This is a genomic window from Xanthomonas sp. NCPPB 3570 (assembly GCF_056725115.1).
In genome coordinates, this window is sequence record NZ_CM161513.1 from 2,350,391 (window position 1) to 2,375,433 (window position 25,043).

The following is a 25,043-nucleotide window of genomic DNA, read 5'->3' on the forward strand; positions in this document are numbered from 1 at the left end:
ATGGCACGTCCCCTGGTCATCGTCGGCGCCGGCGAGCTGGCGCAGATCGCCTGCGAATACTTCAGCCACGACAGCGACTATGCCGTGCTGGCCTTCAGCGTAGAGCGCGACTACCTCTCCACGCCGACCCTGGCCGGCCTGCCGGTGGTGGCCTATGAGGATCTCGAGCAGCACTATCCGCCGTCGCAGGTGGAGGTGTTCGTGGCGATTCCCGCCAGCGGCCTCAACCGGCTGCGCACGCGCTTCTATCTGGACGCCAAACGCCGCGGCTACCGCATGGCCAGCTACGTCAGCTCGCAGGCCTTCGTCTGGCGCAACGTGGAACTGGGCGAACACTGCTTCGTGTTCGAGCACAACGTGCTGCAGCCGTTCATCCGCATCGGCGCCAACTGCATCCTGTGGAGCGGCAACCACGTCGGCCATCGCACGGTCCTCCACGACCATGTGTTCCTGGCCTCGCATGCGGTGATTTCCGGCTACTGCGAGATCGGCGCCAGCAGCTTCGTCGGGGTCAACGCCACGCTCAGCGACCGGGTCAAGGTGGCTGCCGACAATGTGATCGGCGCCGGCGCGCTGCTGACCCGCGACACCGAGCCCGGACGCATCTACGTCGGTGCGCCGGCGCGGGCGGTGGCAGGCAAGTCCAGCTTCGACGTGGAGCTGTGAGGCGCATGTTCGCCTGGCACAAACGCGGTCTTGTCTTCGACACCGCACGCGATGGCGTCGGCGGCTGGATGCGGCATTCGGCGCTGACGCCGACGCCGCTGCGGCTGGATGCCGAGCGCCTGCGCATCTATGCCGGCTTCCGCGACGACGCCGGGGTCAGCCGCATCGGCTATGTCGACGTGCGCGCCGACGATCCGACCCGTGTGCTGGGTGTCAGCGCCGCGCCGGTGCTGGACATCGGTCGCCCCGGCTGCTTCGACGACAACGGCATGATCCTCGGCGACGTGGTGCAGGGGCCAGACGGTCTCTACATGTTCTATGTCGGCTTCCAGCAGGTGGCGCGGGCCAAGTTCCTGGCCTTCACCAGCCTGGCCGTGTCCACCGACGGCGGCGACACCTTCCAGCGCCGCCAGGAGACGCCGTTGCTGGATCGCGCGCCCGGCCGCAGCACCATCGCCGCGGTGCACTCGGCGCACTACGCGCATGGCCGCTGGCGGCTGTGGTACGCGGTGGGCGACGACTGGGAATGGATCGGCGGCACGCCATATCCGCGTTACCACATCCGCTGCGTGGAGACCGAGGACCTGCAGGCGATCCCGCGGCAGGATACGGTGTGCCTGCAGCCGCAGGGCGACGAGTACCGCATTGGTCGCCCGCGGGTGTACCGATGCGATGGCCGTTACCTGATGCTGTTCACCCACGGCAGCCGCGGCGGCGCCTATCTGCCTGGCATGGCGATCAGCGACGACGGCCGCCACTGGCAGCGCTGCGACGCGGCGCTGGGCCTGCCGCTGTCGGCCGAGGGCTGGGATGCACGCACGCTGTGCTACCCGGCGCTGATCCGCCACGGCGAGCGGCTGCTGCTGTTCTACAACGGCAACGACATGGGCCACGACGGCTTCGGCTTGGCCGAGGCGGTGCTGCCCGCCGGCACCGTCTGGGAGGATGCCGATGCTGTCGGTTAGGGCCTACACCGCCGCCGACGCGCCGCTGTGGGACTCCGTGGTGGATGCCTCGCGCAACGGCAATCTGTTGCACCGCCGCGGCTACATGGACTATCACGCGGCGCGCTTCGTCGATGCCTCCTTGCTGGTCGAGGACGCCGGCATACCGGTGGCGGTGTTTCCAGCCAATCGTGAGGGCGACGCGGTGACCAGCCATGCCGGCCTCAGCTATGCCGGGCTGCTGTCGACCCACGCGCTGCGCGCGACGGCGACACTGGAGGCGTTCGAGCGTATCGCGGCGTACTACCGCGCTGCCGGCGTGCGCACACTGCTGTACAAGGCCGTGCCGCATCTGTTCCACCGCACTCCGGCGGAGGAGGACCTGTACGCGCTGCATCGGCTGGGGGCGCGTCTCAACCACCGCGACCTGTCTTCCGCAGTGCCGCTGCGCGCGCCGCCGCGCTTCGCCGCCGCACGCAAGCGTTCGGTGGCCAAGGCGCGCCGCGCCGGACTGCACGTGCAGCGCGTGGACGACCCGGCGCCACTGCATGCGCTGCTGGGCGAGGTGCTGCAACGCCACGGTGCGCGTCCGACCCACAGCCTGGACGAACTTCGCCTGCTGTGCGCGCGCTTCCCGGCGCAGATCGTGCCGTATGAAGTCCGCGACGGCGCCGACCTGCTGGCCGGCACGCTGGTGTACGACTTCGGCCACGTCGTCCACACCCAATACCTGGCCTGCTCGGAGCAGGGCCGCCGCGCCGATGCGCTGAGCCTGCTGCTGGCCGAGTTGATCGAACAGGTCTACGCCCAGCGCGACTTCCTCAGCCTGGGCATTTCCACCGAGCAGCAGGGCCAGGTGCTCAATGCCGGCCTGGTCGAGCAGAAGGAGCGCTTCGGCGCGCGCGCGGTGGTTCACGATTTCTACCGTTGGGAGTTGCAATGAGCCTGCCGCCGGCCAGCGTGCCGTTCCTGGATCTGCGCGCCAGCAACGCGCGCTATGCCGACGAGCTCAAGGCCGCAGCGGCACGGGTGATCGATTCGGGCTGGTATGTGCTCGGCGAGGAATTGGAGGCATTCGAGCGCGAGTTTGCCGCCTACTGCGGCACGGCCCACGCCATCGGCGTGGGCAACGGCATGGACGCGCTGACCCTGATCCTGCGCGGCTACCGTGCGCTGGGCCGGCTGCACGAAGGCGACGAGGTGCTGGTGCCGGGCAACACCTTCATCGCCAGCTTCCTGGCGATCAGCGAGAACCGGCTGCGGCCGGTGCCGCTGGAGCCGGAGGCGGCCAGCTTCAATCTGGATCCGGCGCAGGTGGAGCGGGCGATCGGGCCGCGCACCAGAGCGATCCTGGCGGTGCACCTGTACGGACAACTGGCCGACATGGCCGCACTGCGTGCCATCGCCGAGCGCCATGGGTTGCTGCTGCTAGAGGACGCCGCGCAGGCGCATGGCGCGCGTCGCGACGGCCGCCATGCGGGCAGCTTCGGCGATGCCGCCGGCTTCAGCTTCTTCCCCGGCAAGAACCTGGGCGCGTTGGGCGACGGCGGCGCCGTGACCACCGACGACGACGAACTTGTGGCGCAGCTACGCGTGCTGCGCAACTACGGCTCGGACATCAAGTACCGGCATCTCGTGCAGGGCGTGAACTCGCGCCTGGACGAGCTGCAGGCGGCGCTGTTGCGGGTCAAGCTGCGCCACCTGGATGCCGATATCGCCGCGCGCCGCGCGATCGCCCAGCGCTATCTCGACGGCATTGCGCATCCGCAGATCGCCGTGCCGCAGGTGACCGACCCGGCCGCGCATGCCTGGCACCTGTTCGTGGTGCGCTGCGCGCAACGCGACGCGCTGCAGCGGCATCTGCAGGCCCAGGGCGTGCACTGCCTGGTGCATTACCCGACGCCGCCGCATCGGCAGCCGGCCTATCCGGAGCTGGCGATGCTGCAACTGCCGCTGTGCGAGCAGTTGGGTGCCGAAGTGCTCAGCCTGCCGATCGGCCCGACGCTGGACGATGCGGCGGTGGCGCAGGTGATCGACGCCTGCCGGCGTTTCGGCGGCGCGGCGGCATGAACGTGCTGCGCAGCGGCGTGTACAGCGGCGTGGCCACCGCGGCCAAACTGCTCGCTGCGCTGCTGGTGCTCAAGTTGGTGGCGGTGTACGCCGGCCCGGCGGGCGTCGCCCGGCTTGGCCAGTTCACCAGCCTGATGTCGCTGCTGGCGGTCGTGGCCGGCGGCGGCGTCGGTGCCGGCGTGGTCAAGTACGTGGCCGAGTACCGCGACGATGCGCAGTCGCTGACCCGGCTGCTCGGCAGCGCATTGGGCTACGCCTGCGCCGCGGCGTGCGCGATGGGCGTGGCCGCGCTGTTGTGCAGCCGCCTGATCGCCGAGCGCCTGCTCGGCGACGCGCAGTACCAGCCGCTGATCTGCGTGCTGGCGGTGGCGCAGCTCGGCATCGCCCTGGCCAACTACATCCTGGCCGTGGTCAACGGCTTCATGGACGTGCGCCGGCTGGCCTTGATCCAGGTCGCCGGCGCAGTGTTGAGCGTGCTGCTGGTGGCCGTTCTGGCGCACGGGCTGGGACTGTATGGGGCACTGCTGGGCCTGGTGCTGGGGCAGGTGGCCTGGCTCTGCGCGGGCGTTCCGGCGCTGCGCCGCAGCCCGTACTTCCGCCGCGAGATGCTGCGCATTCGCTTCGACCGGGCGATGGTGCGGCGGCTGGCGGCCTTCTCGGCGATGACCCTGGCCTCGGCGCTGCTGCCGCTGCTGGTCAACATCGGCGTGCGCGATCACCTGGCCGGCCAGCTCGGCTGGCAACAGGTCGGCTACTGGCAGGCGGTGAGCCGCGTGTCCGATGCCTATCTGTTGTTCTTCACCACCGCCATCAACGTCTACTACCTGCCCAAGCTGGCGGCGCTGCATACGCGCAGCGCGCTGTGGCAGGAACTGCGCGGGGCCTACCGCTATGTGCTGCCGGCGGTGATCGTGGCCGCGGCGGCGGTGTACCTGTGCCGTGCCTGGATCACCCAGCTGCTGTTCTCGGCGGATTTCGCCGCCGCGTTGCCGCTGTACGCGCCGCAGCTACTCGGCGACGTGCTCAAGATCGCCTCCTTCGTGCTGTCCTACCTGATGCTGGCCAAAGCGATGACGCGGCTGTTCGTGCTCTCCGAATGTCTGTTCGCTGCCAGCTACCTGGGCCTGGTGGTGCTGTTCACCGCGCGCATGGGCCTGATCGGCGCGGTCTATGCGTTCACCTGCAACTACGCGCTGTACCTGGCGTTCAACGTGCTGGTGGTGCGCCGCTACCTGCGAGGACTGGGCTGATGGACGCAATGCACACGCCATCGACGCTGCCGCTGGTCTCGATCCTGATTCCGGCCTACAACCACGCGCCCTTCGTGCAGCGCTGCCTGGACAGCGTGCTGGAGGATCCGTATCCGAACAAGGAGCTGGTGATCGTCGACGACGGCTCCCGCGACGGCACCGCCGAGTGCATCGCCGCGTGGATCGCGCAGCACGGCGACAGACTGCACGTGCGCTTCTGGCCACGCGAAAACCTCGGCATCGCCGCCACGCTCAACCACCTGGTGGCGATGGCCCGCGGCGAGTTCCTGCGCCTGGGGGCGAGCGACGATTACCTGTTGCCCGGCGGGCTGGGTGTGCAGGTGGCATACCTGGGCGCGCATCCGCACAAGGCCGCGGTGATCGGCGATGCCATCGTGGTCGACACCCAAGGCCGCACCGTGCACCAGAGCAGCATGCGCGACCTGCACGGCGTGGACAAACGCCTGTACCTGAGCGAAGCCGGCATCCGCCGCGCGGTGATCCGCCACTGGGCGGTGAGCGGGGCGGTGGCGCTGGTGAGGCGCAGCGCGCTGCAACCGGGCGCCGGATGGGACGAGGGCCTGCGCATCGAGGACTGGGACTTCTTCCTGCGCCTGGTCGCGCGCGACGCCCTGGGTTTCCTGGACGTGGCGGTCTGCGCCTACCGCGTGCACGACCACAACGCCAGCCGCACCCGGCATCTGCCCAGCCGCCTGGCCAACCTGGCCGAGTCGCGGCAGGTGGCGTTGCGCCGCGCGCGCTTGTTCGATCCGGCCTGCCGCACCTTGCTGCACGCGCAGGCGCACTACATCGCCGCGAAGATCGCGTTCCTGCGGCGCAGCCCGCTCGCGCTGGGCGGGCACCTGCTGGCGCATGCGTGGCTGTCGCTGTTGGCGCGGCTGCGCCAGGGCGACCAGTCAGCATTGATCGAGCGCGCATGAGCCGCCTGCTGCGCCTGCCGTCGGCGTATTTCGGCCTGCCTCTGCTGCTGAGCTGCGCGCTGACCTTGCTCACCTTCGACCTGCCGCCGGGCTATCTGGCCGGCATCGCACTGCTGGCCGCCGTGGCACTGGCGACGCTGGGCCTGGATGCACTGCTCGGCATCCGCCTGCCACCGCTGGCGGCGTTCCGGTCGCGCGAATACGCCGGCACGCGCGAGGCCTTCGTCGCGCTCGGCCTGGCCGCCGCGGTGGGGCTGTTCTGCCTGCTGGACCTGCTGCTGTTCCCGATCCCCTTGCTGCACAACCCCTCCGCCTACGCCGACCTGAGCCCGCTGCAATCGCATGTGCGGCATGTGTCGAACATGTGCTGGGTCCTGCCGCCGATCGGCCTGCTGTGCGTGCGTGAGCGCAGCGTGCGCAACGCGCTGCTGCTGGCCGGCTTCGCGTTCCCGGTGCTGGTGATCGACCGCAACCGCCTGTTCGCGGCAGTGTTCAGCGTCGGCCTGTTGCTGTTGCTGCGCCGCGACCCGGCGCGGCCGCTGCCGTGGAAGCGGGTGCTGGCGCTGCTGTGCGCCGGCGCCGCCGCGTTCTCGCTGCTGGGCACGCTGCGCTCCGGCTCGCTGGACTCGGTGGCGCTGCCGTTCGGCGCGCTGTACCGGGCCTCGCCGCAGGGCATCAAATGGCTGTTGCTGTACATCGGCGCCGGCCCGTACAACTTCGGCGCGCTGCTGAGCAAGGGCTACGCCAACGCCAGTTTCCTGATCAACCAGCTGGTGCCGCTGAGCGGTTCCATTGCCACCGCCGGCACCGGCATCCCGCTGGATGCGCCGAACATCAATGTCGGCACCGAGTTCCTGCCGTTCCTGCTGGCCGGCGGCCCCGGCGCCGCGCTGGCGGCGATGCTGGCGCTGTACGCGGCGCTGCTGTGGAGCGTGCGCCTGCTCGGCCGCGGCGTGGCGCTGTTCAACCTGCTGGTGTTCCTGCGCATCGCCTACGCCTGCGTGATGTCGCCGTTCGCGCCGCAGGCCTTCACTTGGACCAATGCCGGCTTCGTCGCGCTGTGCCTGCTGCTGCACGCCTGCAGCGCCTTGCTGCCGAACCGCCGCGACCCCACGCCGTCCACGGCCCTGCCTTTCGTTGCCCCGAGATCCCCGCTGCCATGACCGATACCGCCATGCCCCACGACGAAATCTACCTGATCGACCTGTGGCGGATCCTGCGGCGCGAATGGCGCTGGTGCCTGCTGCCGCTGTTGCTGGCATTGGCGCTGGCGGCGCTGTTCCTGCACGGTGCAACCCGCCAGTGGCAAGCGACCGCCTGGGTGCAGGTCGGCGAGTTCGGCCCGACCCCGGCCGGGCGCGACCCCAAGCTGGAGCCGTTCCAGCGGGTGATCGACCGGATCAAGACCCGGCAGTTCCAGGAACAGGTGCTTCACAGCGCCGGCGTAGCCTCGGACAGCCGCCAGGCCGCGCTGTACCGCGACAGCCTGAAGCTGGATCCCGACCCGTACGCCAACCTGATCCAGCTGACCCTGCGCGCGCAATCGCCGCAGCAGGCGCGGCAACTGGCCACGGCCACCATCGCGCAACTGCAGGCGCTGCACCGCCGCATCCAGGCCGGTCCGCTGCAGCAGGCCAGTGCGCGACTGCAGGAGTTGGCCGCGGACATCGCCGCCACCCAGGCCGAGCGCGAGCGCCTGTTGCAGCAGCAGCGCGAAGGCCGCGGCAGCGTCGAGCAGCAATTGCTCGGCAACATGCTGCTGTCGGAGAAGACCAGCACGCTGCGCGGCCTCAAGGCCGAGCGCGAGGACCTGCTCGGCCGGCTCGGTGGGCGCTACACCTACGACACCTCGGCGCCCTGGGACACCTACGTGCCGCCACGCGCGGCGTTCCCCAACCCGGTGCTGGTACTGGCGGCGGCGCTGCTGGCCGGGCTCGGCGGCGGTGTGCTGGCCGCGGTGGCGCGCAACGCGCTGCGTCGGTGCCAGGCGCAGCCGGTGCGAGCGCACGCCGCCGCATAACGGCGTCTCGCCGATTCAACCAAACGCCGCTGCCGCCGCACCTACCTGCAGTTCCGCGCGACCGCTCGCGCGGATTTCGACACGGGCAGGGCAGTGGAGAGGTACAGGTGACAGCGAATGGCAAGGCGGGCGCCGCGGCGCACACGACGACTCTCGATCCGGTGCGGTTGCTGGACACGCAGCGCGCCTTCGACAGCGTGGCCGCCGACTACGATGGCCCGCGCGGCAACAACGCGCTGATCCAGCGCATGCGCACCACGCTGTGGGACACGGTGGCGACGCAGTTGCCGGCCGGCTCGCGCCTGGTCGACCTGGGCTGCGGCACCGGCCTGGACGCACATGCCTTCGCCCAGCGCGGCTACCGCGTGCTGGCCACCGACTGGTCGCCGCAGATGGTCGAGCGCACCCGTGCCCGCGCACAGGATCCGAGCCTGCATGGCCGGCTCAGCGTGGCGCACGTCGGCATCCAGCAGCTGGACCTGCTCGATGGCGAGTTCGACGGGATGTACTCCAACTTCGGCCCGCTCAACTGCGCGCCGGACCTGCCGCAGGTCGCCAGCCATTGCGCACGGCTGCTGCGCCGCGACGGCCGCCTGGTGTTCTCGGTGATCGGCCGCCTGTGCCCGTGGGAGTTGGGCCACTACCTGCTGCGCGGCCGCCTGCGCCGTGCCGCGGTCCGCGCCGCGCGGGGCGCCACCGCGGTGGGCATGAACGGGCACACGATCTGGACCTGGTACTACTTCCCGCGCGAGTTCTACCGCGCGTTCGCGCCGCATTTCGAATTGGAGTCGTACCGCGCGCTCAGCCTGTGCCTGCCGCCACCGTACCTGGTCGACCACTACCAGCGCCACCCGCGCCTGGGCGAGGCGCTGGGCCGCCTCGACGACCGCATCGGCGCCTGGCCGCTGCTGCGCGACATGGGCGATCACTTCCTGATCGTGCTGCGCAAGCGCTGAGCATGGCCGTGCCTGTCGCCCCCGTCGACGTCTGCCTGGACGGTGCGCGCGTCGCGCACGCCGGCGGCGCCGTGCACGCGCCGCTGGCGCTGCACGCTGGTCGCATCGCCACGGCGGCCACGCCGGCCGCGCTGCGCATCGACCTGCACGGGCAGTTGGTGCTGCCCGGCTTGATCAACGCCCACGAGCATCTGCACGTCAATGCGGTGCCGCCGTTGCCGCAGGCTGCGCCGTTCGCCAACAGCTATGCCTGGATCGACGCCTTCGCCGCGCATTTCCGCACGCCGGCGGTGGCCGCGGCGCTGGCGTTGCCCAAGTCGCTGCGGCTGCGCCATGGCGGGTTGAAGAACCTGCTGGCCGGGGTGACCTGCGTGGCCCATCACGATCCCTGGCATGCGGCGCTGGACGCAGCCGACTTCCCGGTCGCGCTGCTGCGCGACTTCGGCTGGAGCTATACCTTGCACGGTCCGGATTATGGGCCGCCGCTGGCGCAGAGCTTCGCCGCGGCAGTCGCCGCCGGCTGGCCGTGGATGATCCACCTGGCCGAAGGCACCGACGCGGTGGCCGCCGGCGAACTGGCCGAACTGGAGCGGCGCGGCTATCTGGCCGATAACACGGTGCTGATCCATGGTGTGGGCCTGGGTGCGAACGACGTCGCCCGCGTGCTCGCCTGCGGCGCGGCGGTGGTGTGGTGCCCGAGCAGCAACCTGACTTTACTCGGACGCACCCTGGACCCGCAGCGCCTGAATGCGGCCGGACGCCTGGCGCTGGGCAGCGATGCGCGGGTCAGCGGCGGCCGCGACCTGCTCGACGACCTGCGCCTGACCGCTGCCCATGGCCTGGACGCGAGCCAGACACTGGCCCTGGCCACCACCGCCGCAGCCGACATCCTGCGCTTGCCGGATCGCGGACATCTGGCGCCGGGCGCACACGCCGATCTGCTGATCGTCGCCGACCGTGGCGGCGCGCCTGCCAACAGCCTGGTCGGACTGCCGCGCAGCGCATTGCGCGCGGTCGTGCGCGACGGGCGGCCGCGGGTCGCCGATCCCGATTTCGCCGCGTGGTTCGCTGCCGCCGGCGTGGACACGGTGCCGGTGACGCTGGACGGCGTGCCGAAGTTGCTCGCCGCAGAACTCGCCGACCCGGCGCTGCTCGCGCTGGAGCCCGGCCTGGAACTTCAGTTTGCGCCACCGCGTTCACACACGACACGCCTGTCGCAGGAATGCCCCGCATGAGCGCCGTCCCGACCCTCGATCCGATCGCCGCCTACGCGCTATGGGCGGACAGCTACCCGGCGCAGGCGCACAACCCGGTGATGCAGGCCGAACAGCGCGCCATGCTGGCGTTGTTGCCGCCGTCGTTGCGCGGGCAGCGCGTGCTCGATGCCGGCTGCGGCAGCGGTCGCTACCTGCTGCATGCGTTGCAGCGTGGCGCCGAGTACGTCACCGGTGTGGATTTGTCGCCGCAGATGCTGGCGCGCGCCGCGCAGGAACTGGCCGACGTCGATGGCGGCCGCTGCACCTTGCGCGAGGGCAGCCTGGAGGCCTTGCCCCTGGCCGACGCCAGCGTCGACCTGAGCCTCTGCGCGCTGGCGCTGGGGCACCTGCCGCAGTTGCCGCCGGCCCTGGCGGAATTGCGTCGCGTCACCCGGCCCGGCGGCTGGGTGCTGTGCAGCGACGTGCATCCGATCGGCCCGGCGCTGGGCTGGCGCCGCGATTTCAAGGCCGGCGACCAGCGCTACGCGGTGCGCCACACCCAGCATCTGTACAGCCACTGGCACGCCGCCTGTGCTGCGCTCGGGCTGGCCATTGACGCCGTCAGCGAACCGCTGCTCGACCCGGCGGACATTCCCGCCGGCGCCCATTTCGATCCCGTTGCATTGCAGGTGCCGGTGGCCCTGGTGCTGCGCCTGCGGCGCCTGCCGTGACCTCCGTCCTGCGTCCGCCCGGTATGTCCTCCACACCCAACACGCTGCTGGTCAATCCCACCATCACCAAGCCGGCCAGCGCTCGCTTTCCGCTGTCGTTGCTGAACCTGGCGGCGGCGCTGGACCGCCATGGCGACAGCCGCATCATCGACGGCAACGTCGACCGCGACTTCATCGAGCGCAGCCTGCAGGCACTGCAGGAGCGGCACTACGATGCGGTCGGCATCAGCGTGATGGGCGGACCGCAACTGGCGCCGTCGATCGCGCTGTCGCAGGCGATCCGCGCGCGCTTCCCGACACTGCCGATCGTCTGGGGCGGCTATTTCCCCACGCTGTACCCGGACACCGCGCTGGCCGCGCCTTATGTGGACTACGCGATCCGCGCGCAGGGCGAGGACACACTACCGGAACTGCTGGCCGCGGTGCGCGGCGAGGGGCCGACGCTGGCGCAGGTCGACGGGCTGTCCTGGAAGCAGGAAGGGGTGGTGGTGCACAACCGCAATCGCGCGTTCCAGCGTGGCGATGCGCTGCCATCGCTGCCTTACGAGAAGCTGGGCGAGCCGCGCCGCTACCTCGGCCGTACCTTCCTCGGCCAGCGCACCGCCTCGCACCAGGCCGCGCTGGGTTGCCGCTTCCGCTGCACGTTCTGCGGGGTAGCGGCGATGTTCGGCGGCGCCACCGCCTTGCCCACCGCGGCGCGCCTGGAGCGCGAGCTGGGATATCTCAAGTACGGCCTGGGCGCCGACTCGATCCAGTTCTTCGACCACAACTTCTTCGACCGCGAAGCCGACATGATCCCGCTGCTGGAGGTGATGGCCAAGCTGGAACTGCCGTGGTGGTGCTACGCACGCGCCGACGCGTTGCTCAACCTGTCCGAGAGCACCTGGACGCTGGTGCGCAAGAGCCGGCTGCGCATGGCCTACATCGGCGCCGAATCGCCGAGCGGGGCGATGCTCAAAGAGATCCGCAAGGGCACGCGGCCCGACCAGACCCTGGAAGTGGCCGAGCTGTGCCGGCGCAACGGGGTGATCCCGGAACTGTCGTTCATGGTCGCGCCGCCGCAGGACAGCGAGCGCGAGACCGAGCAGACCTTCGAGTTCATCCGCGAGTTGAAGCGGATCAATCCGCAGTCGGAAATCGTCGTCTACGTGTACACGCCGCTGCCGGACAGCAGCCGCCACGAGAAGGATCGCGGCCGCCGCGCCGGCATGCCCTTGCTCGACCGCGACGGCGTGCCGGTGCAGTTCCCGCGCACGCCGGAGGAATGGGCGCAGCCGCAGTGGGTGGACTATGCCTGCCACGCCGATGCGCCCTGGCTCACCGATGCGCTGCGCCAGCGCATCCGCGATTTCGTCACCGTGCTCGGCTGCCGCTATCCCACCGCGCAGGATCAGCGCTCGCCGGGCTGGGCCAAGCGTGGCCTCAGCGCGCTGGCCGCCTGGCGCTACCGCTACCGGCGCTACGACCGGCCGTGGGAGCTGAACCTGGCCAACCGGCTGGTGCGCCTGCACCGGCCGCAGGTGTCCGGAATCTGAGCATGGCCGGCACCGTCGCCCGTACCGTGCATGCCGTGCAGCTCAACTTCGTGCCGCTGCCGGACGGGGTGACGCCGGAGCAGGCATTCGTACTTTGGCCGTCGTTGGCCGATATCGCCGAGGCGGTGGCCAGCGCCGGCACCCGCGTGTCGGTGATCCAGACCGCCGCGGTCGATGCGCAGTTGCGGCGCAACGGCGTCGACTATCACTTCCTGCGCCGTGCCGATGCCGGGCGCCAGCGCCATCTGCGCCGCATCGCCGCGCTGCTGGCCGAGCTGGAGGCCGACGTGGTGCATGTGCACGGCCTGCAGTTCGCGCACGAGGCGGCGACGCTGGCGCGCTGGCGGCCGTCGCGGCCGATCCTGCTGCAGGACCACGCCAACCGTCCGCCGCGCTGGTGGCGGCGGCCGCAGTGGCGGCGCTGGTATGCCGCCGCCGCCGGCATCGCCTTCACCTCGCTGGAGCTGGCGCGCGGTTTTGTCGGCGCCGGGTTGTTCGCCGGATCCACGCGCCTGTTCGCCATCCCCGAATCCAGTTGCCGCTTCACTCCGGGCGAGCGCGACCAGGCGCGCCGCGACAGCGGACTGCACGGCGCGCCCTGCGTGCTGTGGGTCGGCCATCTGAGCGAGGGCAAGGATCCGCTCACCGTGCTCGAAGGGGTGGCCGGCGCCAGTATGCAATTGCCGGGACTGCAGCTGTTCTGCGCGTTCGGCGATGCACCGCTGCTGCCGGTGGTGCAACAGCGCATCCAGGCCGACCCACGGCTGGCCGGCCGCGTGCACCTGCTGGGCCGGGTGGAGCACGCGCAGATCCAGACCCTGATGCGCGCGGCCGACCTGTTCGTGTCCGCCAGCCTGTCCGAGAGCTGCGGCTACGCCGCGCTGGAGGCCTATGCCTGCGGCGCGGTGCCGGTGCTGACCGACATCCCGGCGTTTCGTGCGCTCAGCGATGGCGGCCGGGTCGGGGCGCTGTGGCCCTGCGGCGACACCGAACGCCTGGCGGCCGCACTGGTGCAGGCGTCGCGCGACGGGCCATCGCGGGCGTTGGTGCGCGCGCATTTCGATGCGCAGCTGTCGTTCGCGGCGGTCGGCCGGCGTTGGGCGCGTGCCTATGCGCACCTGCTCGACACCGCGCCGCGGAGCGCGGCATGAAGCTGGCGCTGGTGGTGCCGGGCGGCGTCGACCGCAGCGGCGAGTACAGGGTGATCCCGGCCTTCCTGAGCCTGATCGAGCGCCTGGCGCGCGCGCACGACCTGCACGTGTTCGTGCTGCACCAGGAGCCGCTGCCGGCGCAATGGGATCTGCTGGGGGCGCGCATCCACAACATCGGCGCGGTGCGCACGCGCTGGCGCGCGATCGCCGCGATCCGCGCCGAACATCGCCGCGCGCCGTTCGACCTGGTGCAGTCGCTGTTCTCCGGCCACTGCAGCCTGATCGCGGTGGTCGCGGCGCGCTGGCTGCGGCGCCCGAGCCTGGTGCACATCGCCGGCGGCGAACTGGTCGCCCTGCACGCGATCGATTACGGCGGCCGGCGCAAATGGCAGGGACGACTGCGCGAGGCGCTGGTGTTGCGCCTGGCGAGCGCGGTGACCGCCGCCAGCGCGCCCATCCTCGACAGCCTGCGGGCGTTGGGCATCGCCGCCGAACGCGTGCCGCTGGGCGTGGACCTGCGCGCCTGGCCGCCACGCCCGCCGCGTGCGCGCGGCGACGGGCCGGCGCGGCTGCTGCACGTGGCCAGCCTCAATCCGGTCAAGGACCAGACGACCCTGCTGCGCGCCCTCGCGGCGCTGGCCCGCGCCGGGGTCGACTTCCACATCGACCTGGTCGGGGTGGACACCCTCGACGGCGCGATGCAGCGTTTGGTGGCCACGCTGGGGCTGAGCGAGCGGGTGCGTTTCCTCGGCTTCAAGACTCAGCGCGACCTGCGGCCGCTGGTGGATGCGGCGGATCTGCTGGTGCTGTCGTCGCTGCACGAAGCCGGGCCGCTGGTCTTGCTGGAAGCAGCGGTGGCCGGGGTACCGACGGTAGGCACCGCGGTCGGGCATCTGCAGGAGTGGGCGCCGTCGGCGGCGCTGGCGGTGCCGGTGGGCGACTGGGCCGGGCTGGCCGATGCGCTGCGCCAGGTGCTCAGCGACGACGAACTGCGCCTGCGGCTGGCCTGGGCGGCGCAATGCCGCGCCGTGCGGGAAGACGCAGACTGCAGCGTGCGTGGCTTCACTGCGTTGTACCAGCGCCTGTGTGCTCCGCGCAGCGCCGACGGCCGGCGCGTGGCTCAGGATGGCTGACGCGCAGTGTGGCATTGGGACAACGCGCTTTCGCGACAATCGCGTTGTATCGGCTCGTCTTGTAGATACCGTCTTCCCCTCTAACAGGCAAGGGCCTTTTGAGGGAGGAAGGGCGTGCGGGATTTGAGCACGCCGTAGGCGATATGCAGCAGCTTGCGCATGGCGGCGCAGATGATCTGCTTGTTGGCCTTGCCGCGTTCGCGCAGGCGTTGTTTGAGCGCGCGCACGACCGGGTTGTGGGTCATGGCGACCAAGGCCGGCAGGAACAGGCCGGCGCGCAGGCGTGGGGAGCCGGTGCGGGAGATGCAGACCTGGCCCTGGCGCTTACCCGACTCCTGCAGCCGTGGATTCAACCCGGCAAAGGCAGTCACCGCCGAGGCGTGAGAGAAGCGCTCCACGTTGCCAAGCTCCGCCAGCAACAACGCTGCACTCCTGTGGGCAATCCCGTCGATGCTGACCAGCAGCTCGCGCTGCCCGCGCAGGGTCGGATCCTGGTCGATTTGGTCGTCAATGGCCCGTTCGATCTGGGCGATGCTCGCCTGGAGCTGGCTGATGATCTCCAGCAGCGAGTCGCGCACCACCGGCGCGGCGACATCCAGGCGATTGCGCTCCATCTGCAGCATCTGCAGCAGGTCGTCCCGGCGGCGCACCAGCGCCTTGAGATGCTTGAGGGCCGGCGGATCGGGCTGCCACGGCCGCAATTGCGACGCATGGCGCAGGCCATAGCTGGCGATCAGCTTGGCGTCGCTCCGGTCGGTCTTGACCCGAGTCAGCTGGCTGCGCGCATACAGCGCCGTCTGCGCCGGGTTGAGGACACACACCCGGTAGCCCAAGGCGTGCACGAACTCGGCCAGCGCCTCGTGGTAGGTGCCGGTGGCTTCCATCACGATCCAGCTGTCCGCCTGCGCGTGGGTCTGCAGCCACGTGCGTAGGGTCTGGAACCCCGTGGGATCGTTCGCAAGCTTGGCTTTGGTGCGGTACTTGCCGTTGGCCAGATCGATGGCCAGATCGAAACTGTGTTTGGCGACGTCGATACCGACGACTGGGGACATGGGGAATTCCTCCATCGTAGGGTGAACACGATCACCGCTGCGCCCGGTCCTGCCTTGTGGATGCGAGTTCACGCCAGCGGCGGACTCTGGATACCGTACGGACACCGATGGGCCAGCATGCGCAATGCGGGAGCCAATCTACAATGCAAGCTCGTGGCTTTAGGAGCGACTGGGCTTCCCGCACTGCTCCGATGATCAGTCGGAAGACATAACGCCGCGGGGGCCTCATGTCCAGATACAAGGAGCGGCTTCAGCCGCGACAGCCATTCGAGCTGACGCGTGTCGCGGCTGAAGCCGCTCCTACAACGGCAGTTCACGGCGCTGTCCAGTGACAGCGTGCGTCAGTCCGACGAAGCCGCGTAACCCTGCAGCGCCGTCCGCACCGCATACAGCGTGTCCATTCGCGGTACCGGATGCAGCAGCCGCTGCAGCACACGGCGCCGCTGCGGCAGGCGCACCCAGTCCTGGCCCTGCAGCCACAGCTGGGTACGGATCATCTCGGCCCGTTCATGCCGGCTTTCCGCCGAGGGCTGCAGGCGCTGGCGCAGATAGTCCAGCACCTCGCCGCCCGAACGCGCCCATTCGATGCCCGGCAGCGCCGGCAGCCACAGTTGCGAGCACGATGCTGCGGTCAGGTCCAGCCCACGCGCATGCAGCCGCAGCAGCGGCGGGCACTGCGCACGCAGTTGCTGCAGGACCGCCGATGGAATCGCAGTGCGGTAGTAGCGCAGCATCAACCGCAGCGGTGGCCACGCCCACCAGGCATCGGCGCCGATCAGTACCTGCCAGTCGCTGGCGCGCATGTGCGGCGCCAGCAGGGCAAGGTCGTGCAGGTGCATCAGCCGCAGGCTGCGGCTGCACAGTCCGCCGGCAGCGTGCAGCAGCAGGTGGCGCATCAGCACGCCGTTGCTCGGGTAGGGGTTCAAGCCGGGCTTGCCGTCGCGCGGCAGGATCGCGGTGCCGAGATCGACAGTGCGCAATGGCAGCCGCTCCTGGATGCGCACATGCAGTTCGATGTTGATCGGCGTGTCGCGGTGCTCGCCCAGGCCGCCAACCGCCTGTGCCTGTGCCGGTCGGAAGGTCTGGTGCTTCCACTGCGCGAACTCGGCCACATAGCCCAGCGCGCCCAGCAGCGTCGCAGCGCGCTCGGCGTCCTCGGGGCGCACCAGCAGGTCGATGTCCGCCATCGGCCGATCGCCGGGCCGATACAAGCCCAGCGCATGCAGCGCCGCCCCCTTCAGCGGCACGATCGCCAGGCCGGCCGTCTGCGCCAGGGCGTCGATCCGCTGCAGCAGGGCGGCGATGCGCTGGTAGCGCTGCGCCACGTGCTCGCGCTGTCCTTCGAGGAACGCGCGCCAGGCCCGGTCCGGCCACTGCGTGCGCTGGCTCAACAGTGGCGCCACGCCGTGCGCGACCGCCGCTGCCGCCGCCAGTTGCCAATGCAGGCCACGCCAGTCCGGCATCGGCGCGCCCGGGCGCGCCAACTCGTGCGCCAGGGTCTCGGTCGCCCGGCGCAGGCCACGACCCATGCGCCGCAGCGGCAGGTGCGCCGGCGTTGCCGCGGATGCCGTTGCCGGCAGATCGGCCGCCACGGCCGGGGACGCCGGCGTCGCCAGGTCGTTCATGCGCGTTGCACCAACGCGATGCGCCGGCTGCCGGCGGCGGCGACTGCCTTGGCTGCCGGCGCCGGCAGTGCTTCGGTCCGATGCTGCGCCTCGCGCGCGATCAGCGCGTCCCAGTCCGCTTCCAGCGTAGCCCGGTCCTGCGCGTGCAGCGGCGCCGGACACGTATCCTCGCGACATTGCAGGTCCACCTGCCGGTGCAGCAGGTCGCGCACCTGGCGGTAGAACGCCGAGTCGTAGGCGCCACGGAACATCATCGCCAGGTCGTCGCTGTCCTGCCAATGCGTCTTGCGCCCGAGCTGGTCCTTCACCTGCTGGTAGAACACGGTGCCGGGCAGGGGATAGGACACGCTGACGCCGATGTCGTCCGGGCGCGCCTGCGCCACCAGCCGACGCGTGGCGAGGATGTCGTCCAGTTGCTCATCCAGGTAGCCCAACTGCAGGAAGAAGCCGACGCGGATGCCCTGCGCGCCCAGCCGCTGGCGCGCGGCAATCACGCCCTCCACATCGGTGCCCTTGGTCATCTTGTCGAGGATGCGCTGGCTGCCGCTCTCCGCGCCGATCCAGGCCTCGCGGCAGCCGGCCCGTGCCAGGGCCGCGGCCATGCGCTCGCTGCACAGGTCGGCGCGGGTCTGGATCGTGAAAGGCACGGCACCATCGGCGGCGGCCAGTGCGTCGGCGAAGTCCTCCACCCAGTCGACGTGGAAGCCGAAGATGTCGTCGGCCATCCACACGTGGTCGGGCGCGAAGCTGCGCTTGAGCTGGATCATTTCCGCGGCCACGTCCTGTGCCTCTCGCCGCTTGTAGTGGTTGCCCCAGATCGGCTTGGCGCACCAGTTGCAGCGGAACGGGCAACCGCGCGAGGCGGCCATGTTCAGGCTGAAATGGCCGTGCCGCTGCTGCCAGAACACACGATAGCGCGCGATGTCGAGCAGGTCCCAGGCGGCGGTGACCGACAGCCGCGGATCCGGCGGCCGCGCGCCGATCTGCGCGCGCCGGAGTTGCGGCGCCACGGCGCTGGCCACCTCGGCGATGCCGGCCACCCAGCGCGCCGGCGCGATGTCCGGTTCCGCCTGCAGCCGCGCCACCAGGTCCAGCAGCGCCGCAATGCCTTCGCCGATCAGCACCGCGTCGGCACCGGCCGCAAGAAACGCCTCCGGATGGTCCGAGGCATCGGAGCCGGCGACGATCACCCGGCTGCCGCTGGCGCGCGCTTCGGCGATCATCCGGCACGCGGCCTCGCGCATCCGGCTCAGGCACATCTTGGTGAGGAAGTTGAAGTTGTCCTCGTAGAACACCACCAGGTCCGGCCGCTGCGTGCGGACGGCCTGGTCGTAGTCCTCAACGCCCTCGGCCAGCATCGCGTCGAACAGCGTCACCGCGTGGCCGTGCTGGCGCAGCAGCGCCGCCACCTGCAGCGTGGCCAGCGGCGGATACGGCTTGCCACGCTCCCACTGCTTGGGGTCGTAGCGCAGGAAGTAAGCGTGGCTGACCTGGATCTTGAGCATCGGCGAAAGGTCTCGTTCGGCGCCGCGGGGGGAGGGCGCATGCAGCGATGGCCGCGCGCAGGTGGCCGTGGCGGTAGGTGCCGGGGCTGTGCCGTTTGGTTGCGCGAAAGACCAGCGTTCGCCCGCGCAACCTTTGGCCACGGCAGGCGCACCCACGCTGCATCCATTCAAGCGATCTTTTTCCGATGCAGCGATCGACCGCGCGTGTTCTGGACGTGGAACCAGGCGACCACGCCGCACCTGTCGTCGCCGTTGACGGCGCGTGCGATCCGTTCCACACCCAACTGCGCCGCCCGCACACGCTCAGCAAGCAACTGCTCGGCGGACGCTTCCACTTCGAGAGCAACAGCCCGGCCCTGCTGGCGCTGGTGGAGGCCGCCTTCGGCGCGGTGCCGGCGCACCGCCTGCCGGAGAGCGCGGCGTTCCGTATCGAACTGACCCTGGTGGACCGCGGCGAGGCCCCGTACGCACTGGCGGTGGAGCCGCCGCCGGTGCAGACCCATTCCGGCGCCGGCGTCCTGAGTGGGGTGATCGATGCACATAACTACGTGGTGCTGGTGCCCGAGCAGGGCAGGGCGCTGCTGGTGGTGTCCGAGGACATGCTCGCCCACGCCTACCACGTGCGTTACGAACTGATCGAATTCGCCGTGTTCGTGCTCGCCGCGCGCGGCATGCAGCTGGTGCCGCTGCACGGCGCCTGCGTCGGCCGCGACGGCCGCGGCGTGCTGCTGCTCGGCGGCAGCGGCGCCGGCAAATCCACCCTGGCCCTGCACAGCCTGCTGCGCGGACTGGAGTTCCTCGCCGAGGACGCCCTGTTCGTCGCCCCGCAATCCCTGCTCGCCACCGGCATCGGCAATTTCCTGCATCTGCGGCCGGAACTGCTGCGCCTGCTCGACCCGCAGACCCGCGCCTGGATCGCCGCGGCGCCGATGATTCGCCGCCGCAGCGGTGCGCTCAAGCACGAGGTGGACATCCGCCAGGGCGAGGGGCGCCTGGCACAGGCACCGTTGCGGCTGGTCGCCGCCGTGTTCGTCTCGGCCACCATCGCGGCCGATCCGCAGCGGCTGCTGCAGCCAGTGCCCGACGCCGACGTGGCGGCGCGCCTGGCTGCGGACCAACCCTACGCCGCGGGCCAGCCGCACTGGCCATTGTTCGCCCGCCAGTTGCAGCGGCTGGGCGTGTACGAGCTGCAGCGTGGCCCACATCCGGAGGCCTCGGTCGATGCGCTGCAGACGCTGCTGGCCTGACGATCCGCGCCGCGCGACGAAGGTGGCGATGCGCACCGCTGGCGCGTGCCGATGAGCGCGCGCCCGGATCCGGCCTCGCATTTGTTGCGTGCCTTCATCGCCGTGCTCGGCCGTGGCGAGCGCCTGCGCATCGCCGGGTACGTGCTGCTGTCGCTGCTCGGCGCGCTCGCCGGCGCGCTCGCCGCGGTCGCGCTGGTGCCGTTGGTGCAACCGGGCCACGTGCTGACCCTGGCCGGCCACGCCTTGCCGCTGCCGACCGGCTTCCTCGCGCAGACCCTGCTGTTCGTCGCCGCCAGCAGCGGCTTCGCCCTGCTGCGCTGGTGGGGCACGCGCCTGGCCGCGGACCTGGCCAGCCGCCATGCACTGGATCTGCGTCGGCAGGTGCATGCGCGGCTGCTGCAAGCGCCGCTGCCGGCACTGGCCGATGCCAGTTCGGCGGAAATCGCCAACCTGCTCACCTACAACGTCGAGATCGTGGTGCAGGGCTTCAGCGCCCTGTTGCAGTTGCTGGTCGCGGCGATCACCGCGGCGGTGAGCCTGGCCGCCGCGTTCCTGGTCTCGCCGATGCTGGTGCTGGCGCTGCCGCCGCTGCTGGCGCTGGGCGTGCTCGCCTTCCGCATCGCCGGCCACGAACAGGCCCGGGTCAGCCGCGAGTACGTCGCCGACATGACCCGGCTGTTCTGGCTCAGCGAGGACTTCCCGCGGCGCCTGCGCCACGTGCGCTCGTTCGCACGCGAGGCGCGCGAGCAGGAAGCCTACGAGGCGATCGCCGGCCGGCTGGCGCATAGCTATGCGCGGCAGCAGGCGCTGGTGGCCTCCGGTCGCTTGGTGCTGGAACTGGCGGCGGTGGCCGCCATCGCCGCGATCATGCTGCTGGCCGGGGTGTGGCATGGCATCGACCGCGGCGCGCTGATCACCGTCGGCCTGCTGCTGGGGCGGCTGCTGCCGTACCTGGTCTCGACCCGACAGAGCGTGCAGCAACTGCGCTCGGCCGCGCCGGCGCTGGAACTGTGGCAGCGCTACGTGGCGCTCGGCACGCCATCGCCGGTTTTGCAGAGCACAGGAGCGGCGCCTCCCCAAGCAGCGACCGTGACCACGTCGGCATCGCCCATCCAGATCGAACGTATCGGTCTGGCGCCGCCGCTGGCCGCGGTGGCTTTGACCGACCTGGTGCTGGCACCAGGCACGCTGACCCTGATCAGCGGCGCGTCCGGGGTCGGCAAGAGCAGCCTGATGGACGCACTGGCCGGCATGGTCGCACCCCCGCAGTTCGCGGCCCACTGCGATGGCCGCGCGCTCGACTTCGCCAGCTATCGCGCCGAACTGCAACCCCTGGCCTATGTCGCCCAGGGCGTGCGGCCCTGGCAACACGCGGTACGTCAGTGCCTGGCCTGGGCCGCACCGGCCGCGAGCGAGGCGGCGATGTGGGAGGCCCTGCGCGACGTCGGCCTGGCCGCGCGCCTGCAGGGCGGCACCGGCCTGGACACCGCCGTGCATGGTGCTGGCGCGCGCCTGTCCGGCGGCGAACTGCAGCGGCTGTTGCTCGCCCAGGTGCTGCTGCGCCGACCGCGCGTGGCCTTGCTCGACGAAGCCACCAGTGCCCTCGACGCCGTCGCCGAACAGCAGGTTCTGAGCACGTTGCGGCGCCGCCTGCCGCAAACGGCGCTGGTTGCGGTTTCGCATCGGCTTGGCCTGTCCGCCATCGCCGACCAATGCGTGATGGTGCAACGCGGGACGGCGACACCGCTGCTGCTCGCCGACCGCGCGTCCTGAGTCGTTCGGGAGCCGCCTGTGCGGTCTACACCGGCGCGGCGGGATCTTGCTTTTTTTCCATCTGCACGCCCGACCGGCTACAGTGCGCGGATTGGTTCGCAGCGCCTCGCCTTGCGCCCGATCCGGCGAAGGGAGTGGGTGAGGGCGGAAGGTGCAATGCGATCGCCAATAGCGAGCCTCGAATCGACATGATGACCAGCGGAGCCCGTGAACTGCTGAAGTGGATCGCCCTGGTCCTGATGACCGGCGACCATGTCGCCAAGGTGTTTTACGGCGGTTATGTCCCGGTGGTGTCCGAACTGGGTCGCACCGCGTTCCCGGTGTTCGCCGTCGTCCTGGCCTACAACCTGGCGCAGCCCGGGGTGGACGCACTCAAATCGTTTCGCCGGCTACTGCTCTGGGGCATCCTGGCGCAACCTGCGCACGGTATGGCCTTCGGCTACTGGGCGCCATTCAACGTCCTGCTGAGTTTCGCCCTGGCCAGCGCTGCTATCTGGAGCATCCAGCAGCGGCAGTGGGTGCTGCTGGGCATGTGCAGCGTCGTCGCACCGTTTCTGGTGGATTACCAGTGGTTCGGCCTGGCGTTGGTGCTGTCGTCGTGGTGGCTGTTCCGTTTCTCAATCGAAGCGCGAAGTGCAACACCCGCGGCGATCGTGCCGGGTGCTACGAGGCCGTGGAACGGACGGAGTCTGCGTCTGGTCCTGGTCGCCGCCGGCTTCGGCCTGTTGTGCTGGTACAACCGCAACGGCTGGGCACTGCTCGCGATTCCGTTGCTCGTAGCGCTTGCGCCGCGCGACGTCCAGGTTCCGCGTATGCGCTGGGCGTTCTACGGATACTATCTGGGACATTTGGTGGTGCTGGCGGTCCTGACGAAAGTGTTGCCGTCGTAGGAGTCGCGAAATCCGTGGACTTACTTGCCGGTTACCGCCGTTGGCATGACACCGAAAGAATGGCCATCATCCGACCCAATCCCAGCCATCCATCGGACGATTGGACGTTCGTCAGACGCACAAGACGAAGGCCCCGCAATGCAGGGCCTTGGTCTTACGTAAACGATACGACGCATAGCACGACGTAGGGCGAACTCACCCCTGCGGAAGATCGCACTTCATCTTTCCATCCACGTAGTACGGCTTCGGCACGTCCGGATTCTGGCTGGTCTTCTCGAACACCACCTCGAACGAGTTGGGGTCCGGCTTGCCCTTGCGTTCGGTGCAGGCGTCCTGCAACTTCTTCTTGACCGCGGCGATGCCGGCGTCGCGGTTGGCACCGTCGGCGCTGTTGGTGAGATTGGCGACCTCGGCGAAGGCAGGCGAAGCGAGGCCCAGCAAGCTTCCTGCGAACACGAGTGCGTGCAGCTTCTTCATGGCGTCTCCTTGTGTGTGGGTGTCCGTACGCAGTTGGAGGCGTGTGTCGCGGCGCATGCGGCAATGCATGGCGCAACGGGCGCCTTCCAGCGCGGGGCTAGGATAGGGAGCGCTGGTTAAGACTTCGTAGCGATCGGCGCGCGAGACCCTCGCAGCAGCATCCGGCAGGTCAACGCAGCGCATTGACGCGGCGCCGTGTCTTCCGGCCGAGCGCATGCTTTGACACGCGCCGGCCCACCCATGGATGCACACGTCGCAGGACGACTCAGCGACTACTCGGTCCGCGGTGCCTCGTAGCTCTGGCCAGGCTGCAGCGTCGTCACGTAAGGGCCGTTCCAATCGCGGTCGAAGATACGCTTCAACGTCTCGGCCGGGCCCTTGCCCTTGACGAATACCGAGGCGTCCACCGCCGTGTTGAAGTAGCTCCATTCCCAGTTGCCGGTGCCGATGACGCTGCTGCGGTCGTCGGCCACCGCGTACTTGGCATGCTCGACCCGCGCATACGGAATGAAGCCCTGCGGCGCCGGCGGCAGGCGGCTGAACTTCACCGTGATATTGGGCAGCGCAGCCAGGCTCTTCAGGTACGCCTGCATCGGTTCGCGCAGCGCCCAGTCGGCGACGATGATGTGCACCTGCACGCCACGTGCGGCGGCGTCGCGGATGGCGCCGTCAACCGGCGCCCACCAGCCCCTGGGCCCGAAGCTGCGGATCGCCGAGAGCGTCATCACCTGGATGCGCAGCGCATGCTGGCTGGCGCGGATCATCTCGACCAGCGCCGGCTCCTCGGCGCTGACCCAGGCCGGCTGCAGCGCCGGCGGGCTGAACGCGGGGAAGGCGACCAGCGGCGCGTCGCTATGGGCATCCAGCAGGACCGGATCGGTGGCGGTGACCGGCGCGAAGTCCGGCGGCTGCACGCCGCGCGCCTGCGCCTTGGCCAGATTGCCTTCGTCGACCAGGCGCCAGCTGTAGTCGAAACTGGCGGCGAAGGTCTTGGCGAAGCGCGCGTCGTCGATGCGCGCGCCGATCTCGTGGATCTGCTCCAGCGCCCGCCAATCCCAGTTCTGGCTGCCGACGAACACGCTGGCGTCGTCGACAATCATGTACTTGGCGTGCAGCACGCCGCCGGTCAGCGTGTCGACCGGCAGCACCCGCACGGTGATGCCCGGCACCTTGCCCAGCCAGGCGACGCTGTCCGGGTTCTTGGCCAGGAAGGTGTGGTCGACCAGCAGGTGCACCGCCACCCCGGCGCGCGCGCGGGCGGCCAGTGCGTCCAGTACCGGCGTCAGTCCTGTGCCGGGCTTCTCGGAGATATAGAACGCGGCGATGTCGATGCGTTGCCTGGCGCCGTTGATCATCGCCAGCCAGGTCTGCTGGGTGCGCGGCACCCCAGGCTCGCCGTAGACGCTGGCCTCGGGCACGCTTTCGACGATCTGGAACTGCGAAGGCTGCGGCCGGGCCTCGGCGCCGGTGGCTGCCGACAGCAGCAGGCAGGTCAGGGCGGCGGACAGGAAGCGGCGCGCGGGATGCGCGCTGGCGATGGAAGCGAGAGGCACGTTGGGTGTCCTTGCGGGAGCGTGGGAAGTGGATGCCGGCGGCGATGCGCGTGCATGCTACCGGCAGCCGTCGTAGCTTGGCAGCCTGCTTTGCAACGCACGTGTCAGTGAGATGGATCCGGCTAAGTTGGCGTTCCCGTCCAGGGGCGTCAGCGCATCAGAGTGGAGCGCGCAGCCGATGCGTGCGCCGGCCGCCGCCGACCTCGATCGCTTGACGAATCACTGCCCTCACTGGGATCAGGGCATCGTCATGCCGCGCCGCGTTCAGCACGTCCGGCCGTGCGGCGTTCGCAGAAGGAATGCATCGCCGTCCAGCGGCACCAGCGAC

22 protein-coding genes are annotated in these 25,043 nt (G+C 70.1%); 17 read left to right on the forward strand and 5 right to left on the reverse strand.

What is annotated here, in order from left to right:
• The 14 genes from AC1PLR_RS10355 to AC1PLR_RS10420 all read left to right on the forward strand — a co-directional run bounded on the left by AC1PLR_RS10355 (position 1) and on the right by AC1PLR_RS10420 (position 14,593).
• Positions 1 to 666, forward strand: coding sequence for an acetyltransferase (locus AC1PLR_RS10355; protein WP_481103455.1), 666 nt, complete (start codon positions 1 to 3; stop codon positions 664 to 666).
• Positions 667 to 671: 5 nt separating this feature from the next.
• Complete coding sequence (locus tag AC1PLR_RS10360; RefSeq protein ID WP_481103456.1) at positions 672 to 1,631, forward strand: glycoside hydrolase family protein; 960 nt, start codon at positions 672 to 674, stop codon at positions 1,629 to 1,631.
• The gene (locus AC1PLR_RS10365) at positions 1,618 to 2,553 is read left to right on the forward strand and encodes a GNAT family N-acetyltransferase (protein ID WP_481103457.1); all 936 of its coding nucleotides are present in this window, start codon (positions 1,618 to 1,620) and stop codon (positions 2,551 to 2,553) included. Before AC1PLR_RS10360 ends, AC1PLR_RS10365 begins: the two co-directional genes overlap by 14 nt.
• The gene (locus AC1PLR_RS10370; RefSeq protein ID WP_481103458.1) at positions 2,550 to 3,680 is read left to right on the forward strand and encodes a DegT/DnrJ/EryC1/StrS family aminotransferase; all 1,131 of its coding nucleotides are present in this window, start codon (positions 2,550 to 2,552) and stop codon (positions 3,678 to 3,680) included. Before AC1PLR_RS10365 ends, AC1PLR_RS10370 begins: the two co-directional genes overlap by 4 nt.
• Positions 3,677 to 4,930: an O-antigen translocase gene (locus AC1PLR_RS10375; protein WP_481103459.1), complete on the forward strand. Its 1,254-nt coding sequence runs from the start codon at positions 3,677 to 3,679 to the stop codon at positions 4,928 to 4,930. The genes AC1PLR_RS10370 and AC1PLR_RS10375 overlap by 4 nt, the downstream gene beginning before the upstream one ends.
• Positions 4,930 to 5,871, forward strand: coding sequence for a glycosyltransferase family 2 protein (locus AC1PLR_RS10380; RefSeq protein ID WP_481103460.1), 942 nt, complete (start codon positions 4,930 to 4,932; stop codon positions 5,869 to 5,871). The genes AC1PLR_RS10375 and AC1PLR_RS10380 overlap by 1 nt, the downstream gene beginning before the upstream one ends.
• On the forward strand, positions 5,868 to 7,034 hold the full coding sequence (locus tag AC1PLR_RS10385; protein ID WP_481103461.1) for a hypothetical protein: 1,167 nt from the start codon (positions 5,868 to 5,870) through the stop codon (positions 7,032 to 7,034). The genes AC1PLR_RS10380 and AC1PLR_RS10385 overlap by 4 nt, the downstream gene beginning before the upstream one ends.
• 11 nt (positions 7,035 to 7,045) lie before the next feature.
• Positions 7,046 to 7,891, forward strand: coding sequence for a Wzz/FepE/Etk N-terminal domain-containing protein (locus AC1PLR_RS10390; protein WP_481103462.1), 846 nt, complete (start codon positions 7,046 to 7,048; stop codon positions 7,889 to 7,891).
• 107 nt (positions 7,892 to 7,998) lie between these two features.
• A complete protein-coding gene (locus AC1PLR_RS10395) occupies positions 7,999 to 8,847 on the forward strand; it encodes a class I SAM-dependent methyltransferase (protein WP_481103463.1) in 849 nt (282 codons plus the stop codon).
• Positions 8,848 to 8,849: 2 nt separating this feature from the next.
• Entirely contained in the window at positions 8,850 to 10,082 is a 1,233-nt protein-coding gene (locus tag AC1PLR_RS10400) for an amidohydrolase family protein (protein ID WP_481103464.1), read from the forward strand.
• Positions 10,079 to 10,774, forward strand: coding sequence for a class I SAM-dependent methyltransferase (locus AC1PLR_RS10405; protein WP_481103465.1), 696 nt, complete (start codon positions 10,079 to 10,081; stop codon positions 10,772 to 10,774). The genes AC1PLR_RS10400 and AC1PLR_RS10405 overlap by 4 nt, the downstream gene beginning before the upstream one ends.
• Positions 10,775 to 10,797: 23 nt before the next feature.
• Positions 10,798 to 12,309 carry a B12-binding domain-containing radical SAM protein gene (locus tag AC1PLR_RS10410; RefSeq protein ID WP_481103571.1) on the forward strand — a complete coding sequence of 504 codons (1,512 nt, stop codon included), beginning with the start codon at positions 10,798 to 10,800 and terminating at the stop codon, positions 12,307 to 12,309.
• Positions 12,310 to 12,311: 2 nt separating this feature from the next.
• A complete protein-coding gene (locus AC1PLR_RS10415; protein WP_481103466.1) occupies positions 12,312 to 13,460 on the forward strand; it encodes a glycosyltransferase family 4 protein in 1,149 nt (382 codons plus the stop codon).
• A complete protein-coding gene (locus AC1PLR_RS10420; RefSeq protein ID WP_481103467.1) occupies positions 13,457 to 14,593 on the forward strand; it encodes a glycosyltransferase family 4 protein in 1,137 nt (378 codons plus the stop codon). Before AC1PLR_RS10415 ends, AC1PLR_RS10420 begins: the two co-directional genes overlap by 4 nt.
• Positions 14,594 to 14,673: 80 nt before the next feature.
• Here the strand turns inward: AC1PLR_RS10420 and AC1PLR_RS10425 are convergent, their stop codons facing one another.
• The 3 genes from AC1PLR_RS10425 to AC1PLR_RS10435 form a co-directional block, all read right to left on the reverse strand.
• Positions 14,674 to 15,645: an IS110 family RNA-guided transposase gene (locus AC1PLR_RS10425; protein WP_481101059.1), complete on the reverse strand. Its 972-nt coding sequence runs from the start codon at positions 15,643 to 15,645 to the stop codon at positions 14,674 to 14,676.
• A 341-nt stretch (positions 15,646 to 15,986) separates the two neighbouring features.
• Entirely contained in the window at positions 15,987 to 17,270 is a 1,284-nt protein-coding gene (locus AC1PLR_RS10430) for a nucleotidyltransferase family protein (RefSeq protein ID WP_481103468.1), read from the reverse strand.
• Positions 17,267 to 18,775: a B12-binding domain-containing radical SAM protein gene (locus AC1PLR_RS10435; RefSeq protein ID WP_481103469.1), complete on the reverse strand. Its 1,509-nt coding sequence runs from the start codon at positions 18,773 to 18,775 to the stop codon at positions 17,267 to 17,269. The genes AC1PLR_RS10430 and AC1PLR_RS10435 overlap by 4 nt, the downstream gene beginning before the upstream one ends.
• 185 nt (positions 18,776 to 18,960) lie before the next feature.
• Here AC1PLR_RS10435 and AC1PLR_RS10440 point away from each other — a divergent pair, with 185 nt between their 5' ends.
• The 3 genes from AC1PLR_RS10440 (at position 18,961) to AC1PLR_RS10450 (ending at position 22,685) form a co-directional block, all read left to right on the forward strand.
• Positions 18,961 to 20,022 carry a phosphoenolpyruvate carboxykinase (ATP) gene (locus AC1PLR_RS10440; RefSeq protein WP_481103470.1) on the forward strand — a complete coding sequence of 354 codons (1,062 nt, stop codon included), beginning with the start codon at positions 18,961 to 18,963 and terminating at the stop codon, positions 20,020 to 20,022.
• Positions 20,023 to 20,073: 51 nt separating this feature from the next.
• Positions 20,074 to 21,795: an ATP-binding cassette domain-containing protein gene (locus tag AC1PLR_RS10445; protein WP_481103471.1), complete on the forward strand. Its 1,722-nt coding sequence runs from the start codon at positions 20,074 to 20,076 to the stop codon at positions 21,793 to 21,795.
• A 191-nt stretch (positions 21,796 to 21,986) separates the two neighbouring features.
• Positions 21,987 to 22,685, forward strand: a complete 699-nt coding sequence (locus AC1PLR_RS10450) for a TraX family protein (protein WP_481103572.1) — start codon at positions 21,987 to 21,989, stop codon at positions 22,683 to 22,685.
• 195 nt (positions 22,686 to 22,880) lie between these two features.
• Here the strand turns inward: AC1PLR_RS10450 and AC1PLR_RS10455 are convergent, their stop codons facing one another.
• On the reverse strand, positions 22,881 to 23,162 hold the full coding sequence (locus AC1PLR_RS10455; RefSeq protein ID WP_209029302.1) for a hypothetical protein: 282 nt from the start codon (positions 23,160 to 23,162) through the stop codon (positions 22,881 to 22,883).
• 272 nt (positions 23,163 to 23,434) lie between these two features.
• Positions 23,435 to 24,715: a phospholipase D-like domain-containing protein gene (locus AC1PLR_RS10460; protein ID WP_481103472.1), complete on the reverse strand. Its 1,281-nt coding sequence runs from the start codon at positions 24,713 to 24,715 to the stop codon at positions 23,435 to 23,437.
• Between the last annotated feature and the right edge of the window lie 328 nt (positions 24,716 to 25,043).

Bases quoted from the DNA above. Each gene is read 5' to 3' on its own strand.
- AC1PLR_RS10355 (WP_481103455.1), top strand. From the start codon at position 1: ATGGCACGTCCCCTGGTCATCGTCGGCGCCGGCGAGCTGGCGCAGATC.
- AC1PLR_RS10360 (WP_481103456.1), top strand. From the start codon at position 672: ATGTTCGCCTGGCACAAACGCGGTCTTGTCTTCGACACCGCACGCGAT.
- AC1PLR_RS10365 (WP_481103457.1), top strand. From the start codon at position 1,618: ATGCTGTCGGTTAGGGCCTACACCGCCGCCGACGCGCCGCTGTGGGAC.
- AC1PLR_RS10370 (WP_481103458.1), top strand. From the start codon at position 2,550: ATGAGCCTGCCGCCGGCCAGCGTGCCGTTCCTGGATCTGCGCGCCAGC.
- AC1PLR_RS10375 (WP_481103459.1), top strand. From the start codon at position 3,677: ATGAACGTGCTGCGCAGCGGCGTGTACAGCGGCGTGGCCACCGCGGCC.
- AC1PLR_RS10380 (WP_481103460.1), top strand. From the start codon at position 4,930: ATGGACGCAATGCACACGCCATCGACGCTGCCGCTGGTCTCGATCCTG.
- AC1PLR_RS10385 (WP_481103461.1), top strand. From the start codon at position 5,868: ATGAGCCGCCTGCTGCGCCTGCCGTCGGCGTATTTCGGCCTGCCTCTG.
- AC1PLR_RS10390 (WP_481103462.1), top strand. From the start codon at position 7,046: ATGCCCCACGACGAAATCTACCTGATCGACCTGTGGCGGATCCTGCGG.
- AC1PLR_RS10400 (WP_481103464.1), top strand. From the start codon at position 8,850: ATGGCCGTGCCTGTCGCCCCCGTCGACGTCTGCCTGGACGGTGCGCGC.
- AC1PLR_RS10405 (WP_481103465.1), top strand. From the start codon at position 10,079: ATGAGCGCCGTCCCGACCCTCGATCCGATCGCCGCCTACGCGCTATGG.
- AC1PLR_RS10410 (WP_481103571.1), top strand. From the start codon at position 10,798: ATGTCCTCCACACCCAACACGCTGCTGGTCAATCCCACCATCACCAAG.
- AC1PLR_RS10415 (WP_481103466.1), top strand. From the start codon at position 12,312: ATGGCCGGCACCGTCGCCCGTACCGTGCATGCCGTGCAGCTCAACTTC.
- AC1PLR_RS10420 (WP_481103467.1), top strand. From the start codon at position 13,457: ATGAAGCTGGCGCTGGTGGTGCCGGGCGGCGTCGACCGCAGCGGCGAG.
- AC1PLR_RS10425 (WP_481101059.1), bottom strand. From the start codon at position 15,645: ATGTCCCCAGTCGTCGGTATCGACGTCGCCAAACACAGTTTCGATCTG.
- AC1PLR_RS10430 (WP_481103468.1), bottom strand. From the start codon at position 17,270: ATGAACGACCTGGCGACGCCGGCGTCCCCGGCCGTGGCGGCCGATCTG.
- AC1PLR_RS10435 (WP_481103469.1), bottom strand. From the start codon at position 18,775: ATGCTCAAGATCCAGGTCAGCCACGCTTACTTCCTGCGCTACGACCCC.
- AC1PLR_RS10440 (WP_481103470.1), top strand. From the start codon at position 18,961: ATGCAGCGATCGACCGCGCGTGTTCTGGACGTGGAACCAGGCGACCAC.
- AC1PLR_RS10445 (WP_481103471.1), top strand. From the start codon at position 20,074: ATGAGCGCGCGCCCGGATCCGGCCTCGCATTTGTTGCGTGCCTTCATC.
- AC1PLR_RS10450 (WP_481103572.1), top strand. From the start codon at position 21,987: ATGACCAGCGGAGCCCGTGAACTGCTGAAGTGGATCGCCCTGGTCCTG.
- AC1PLR_RS10455 (WP_209029302.1), bottom strand. From the start codon at position 23,162: ATGAAGAAGCTGCACGCACTCGTGTTCGCAGGAAGCTTGCTGGGCCTC.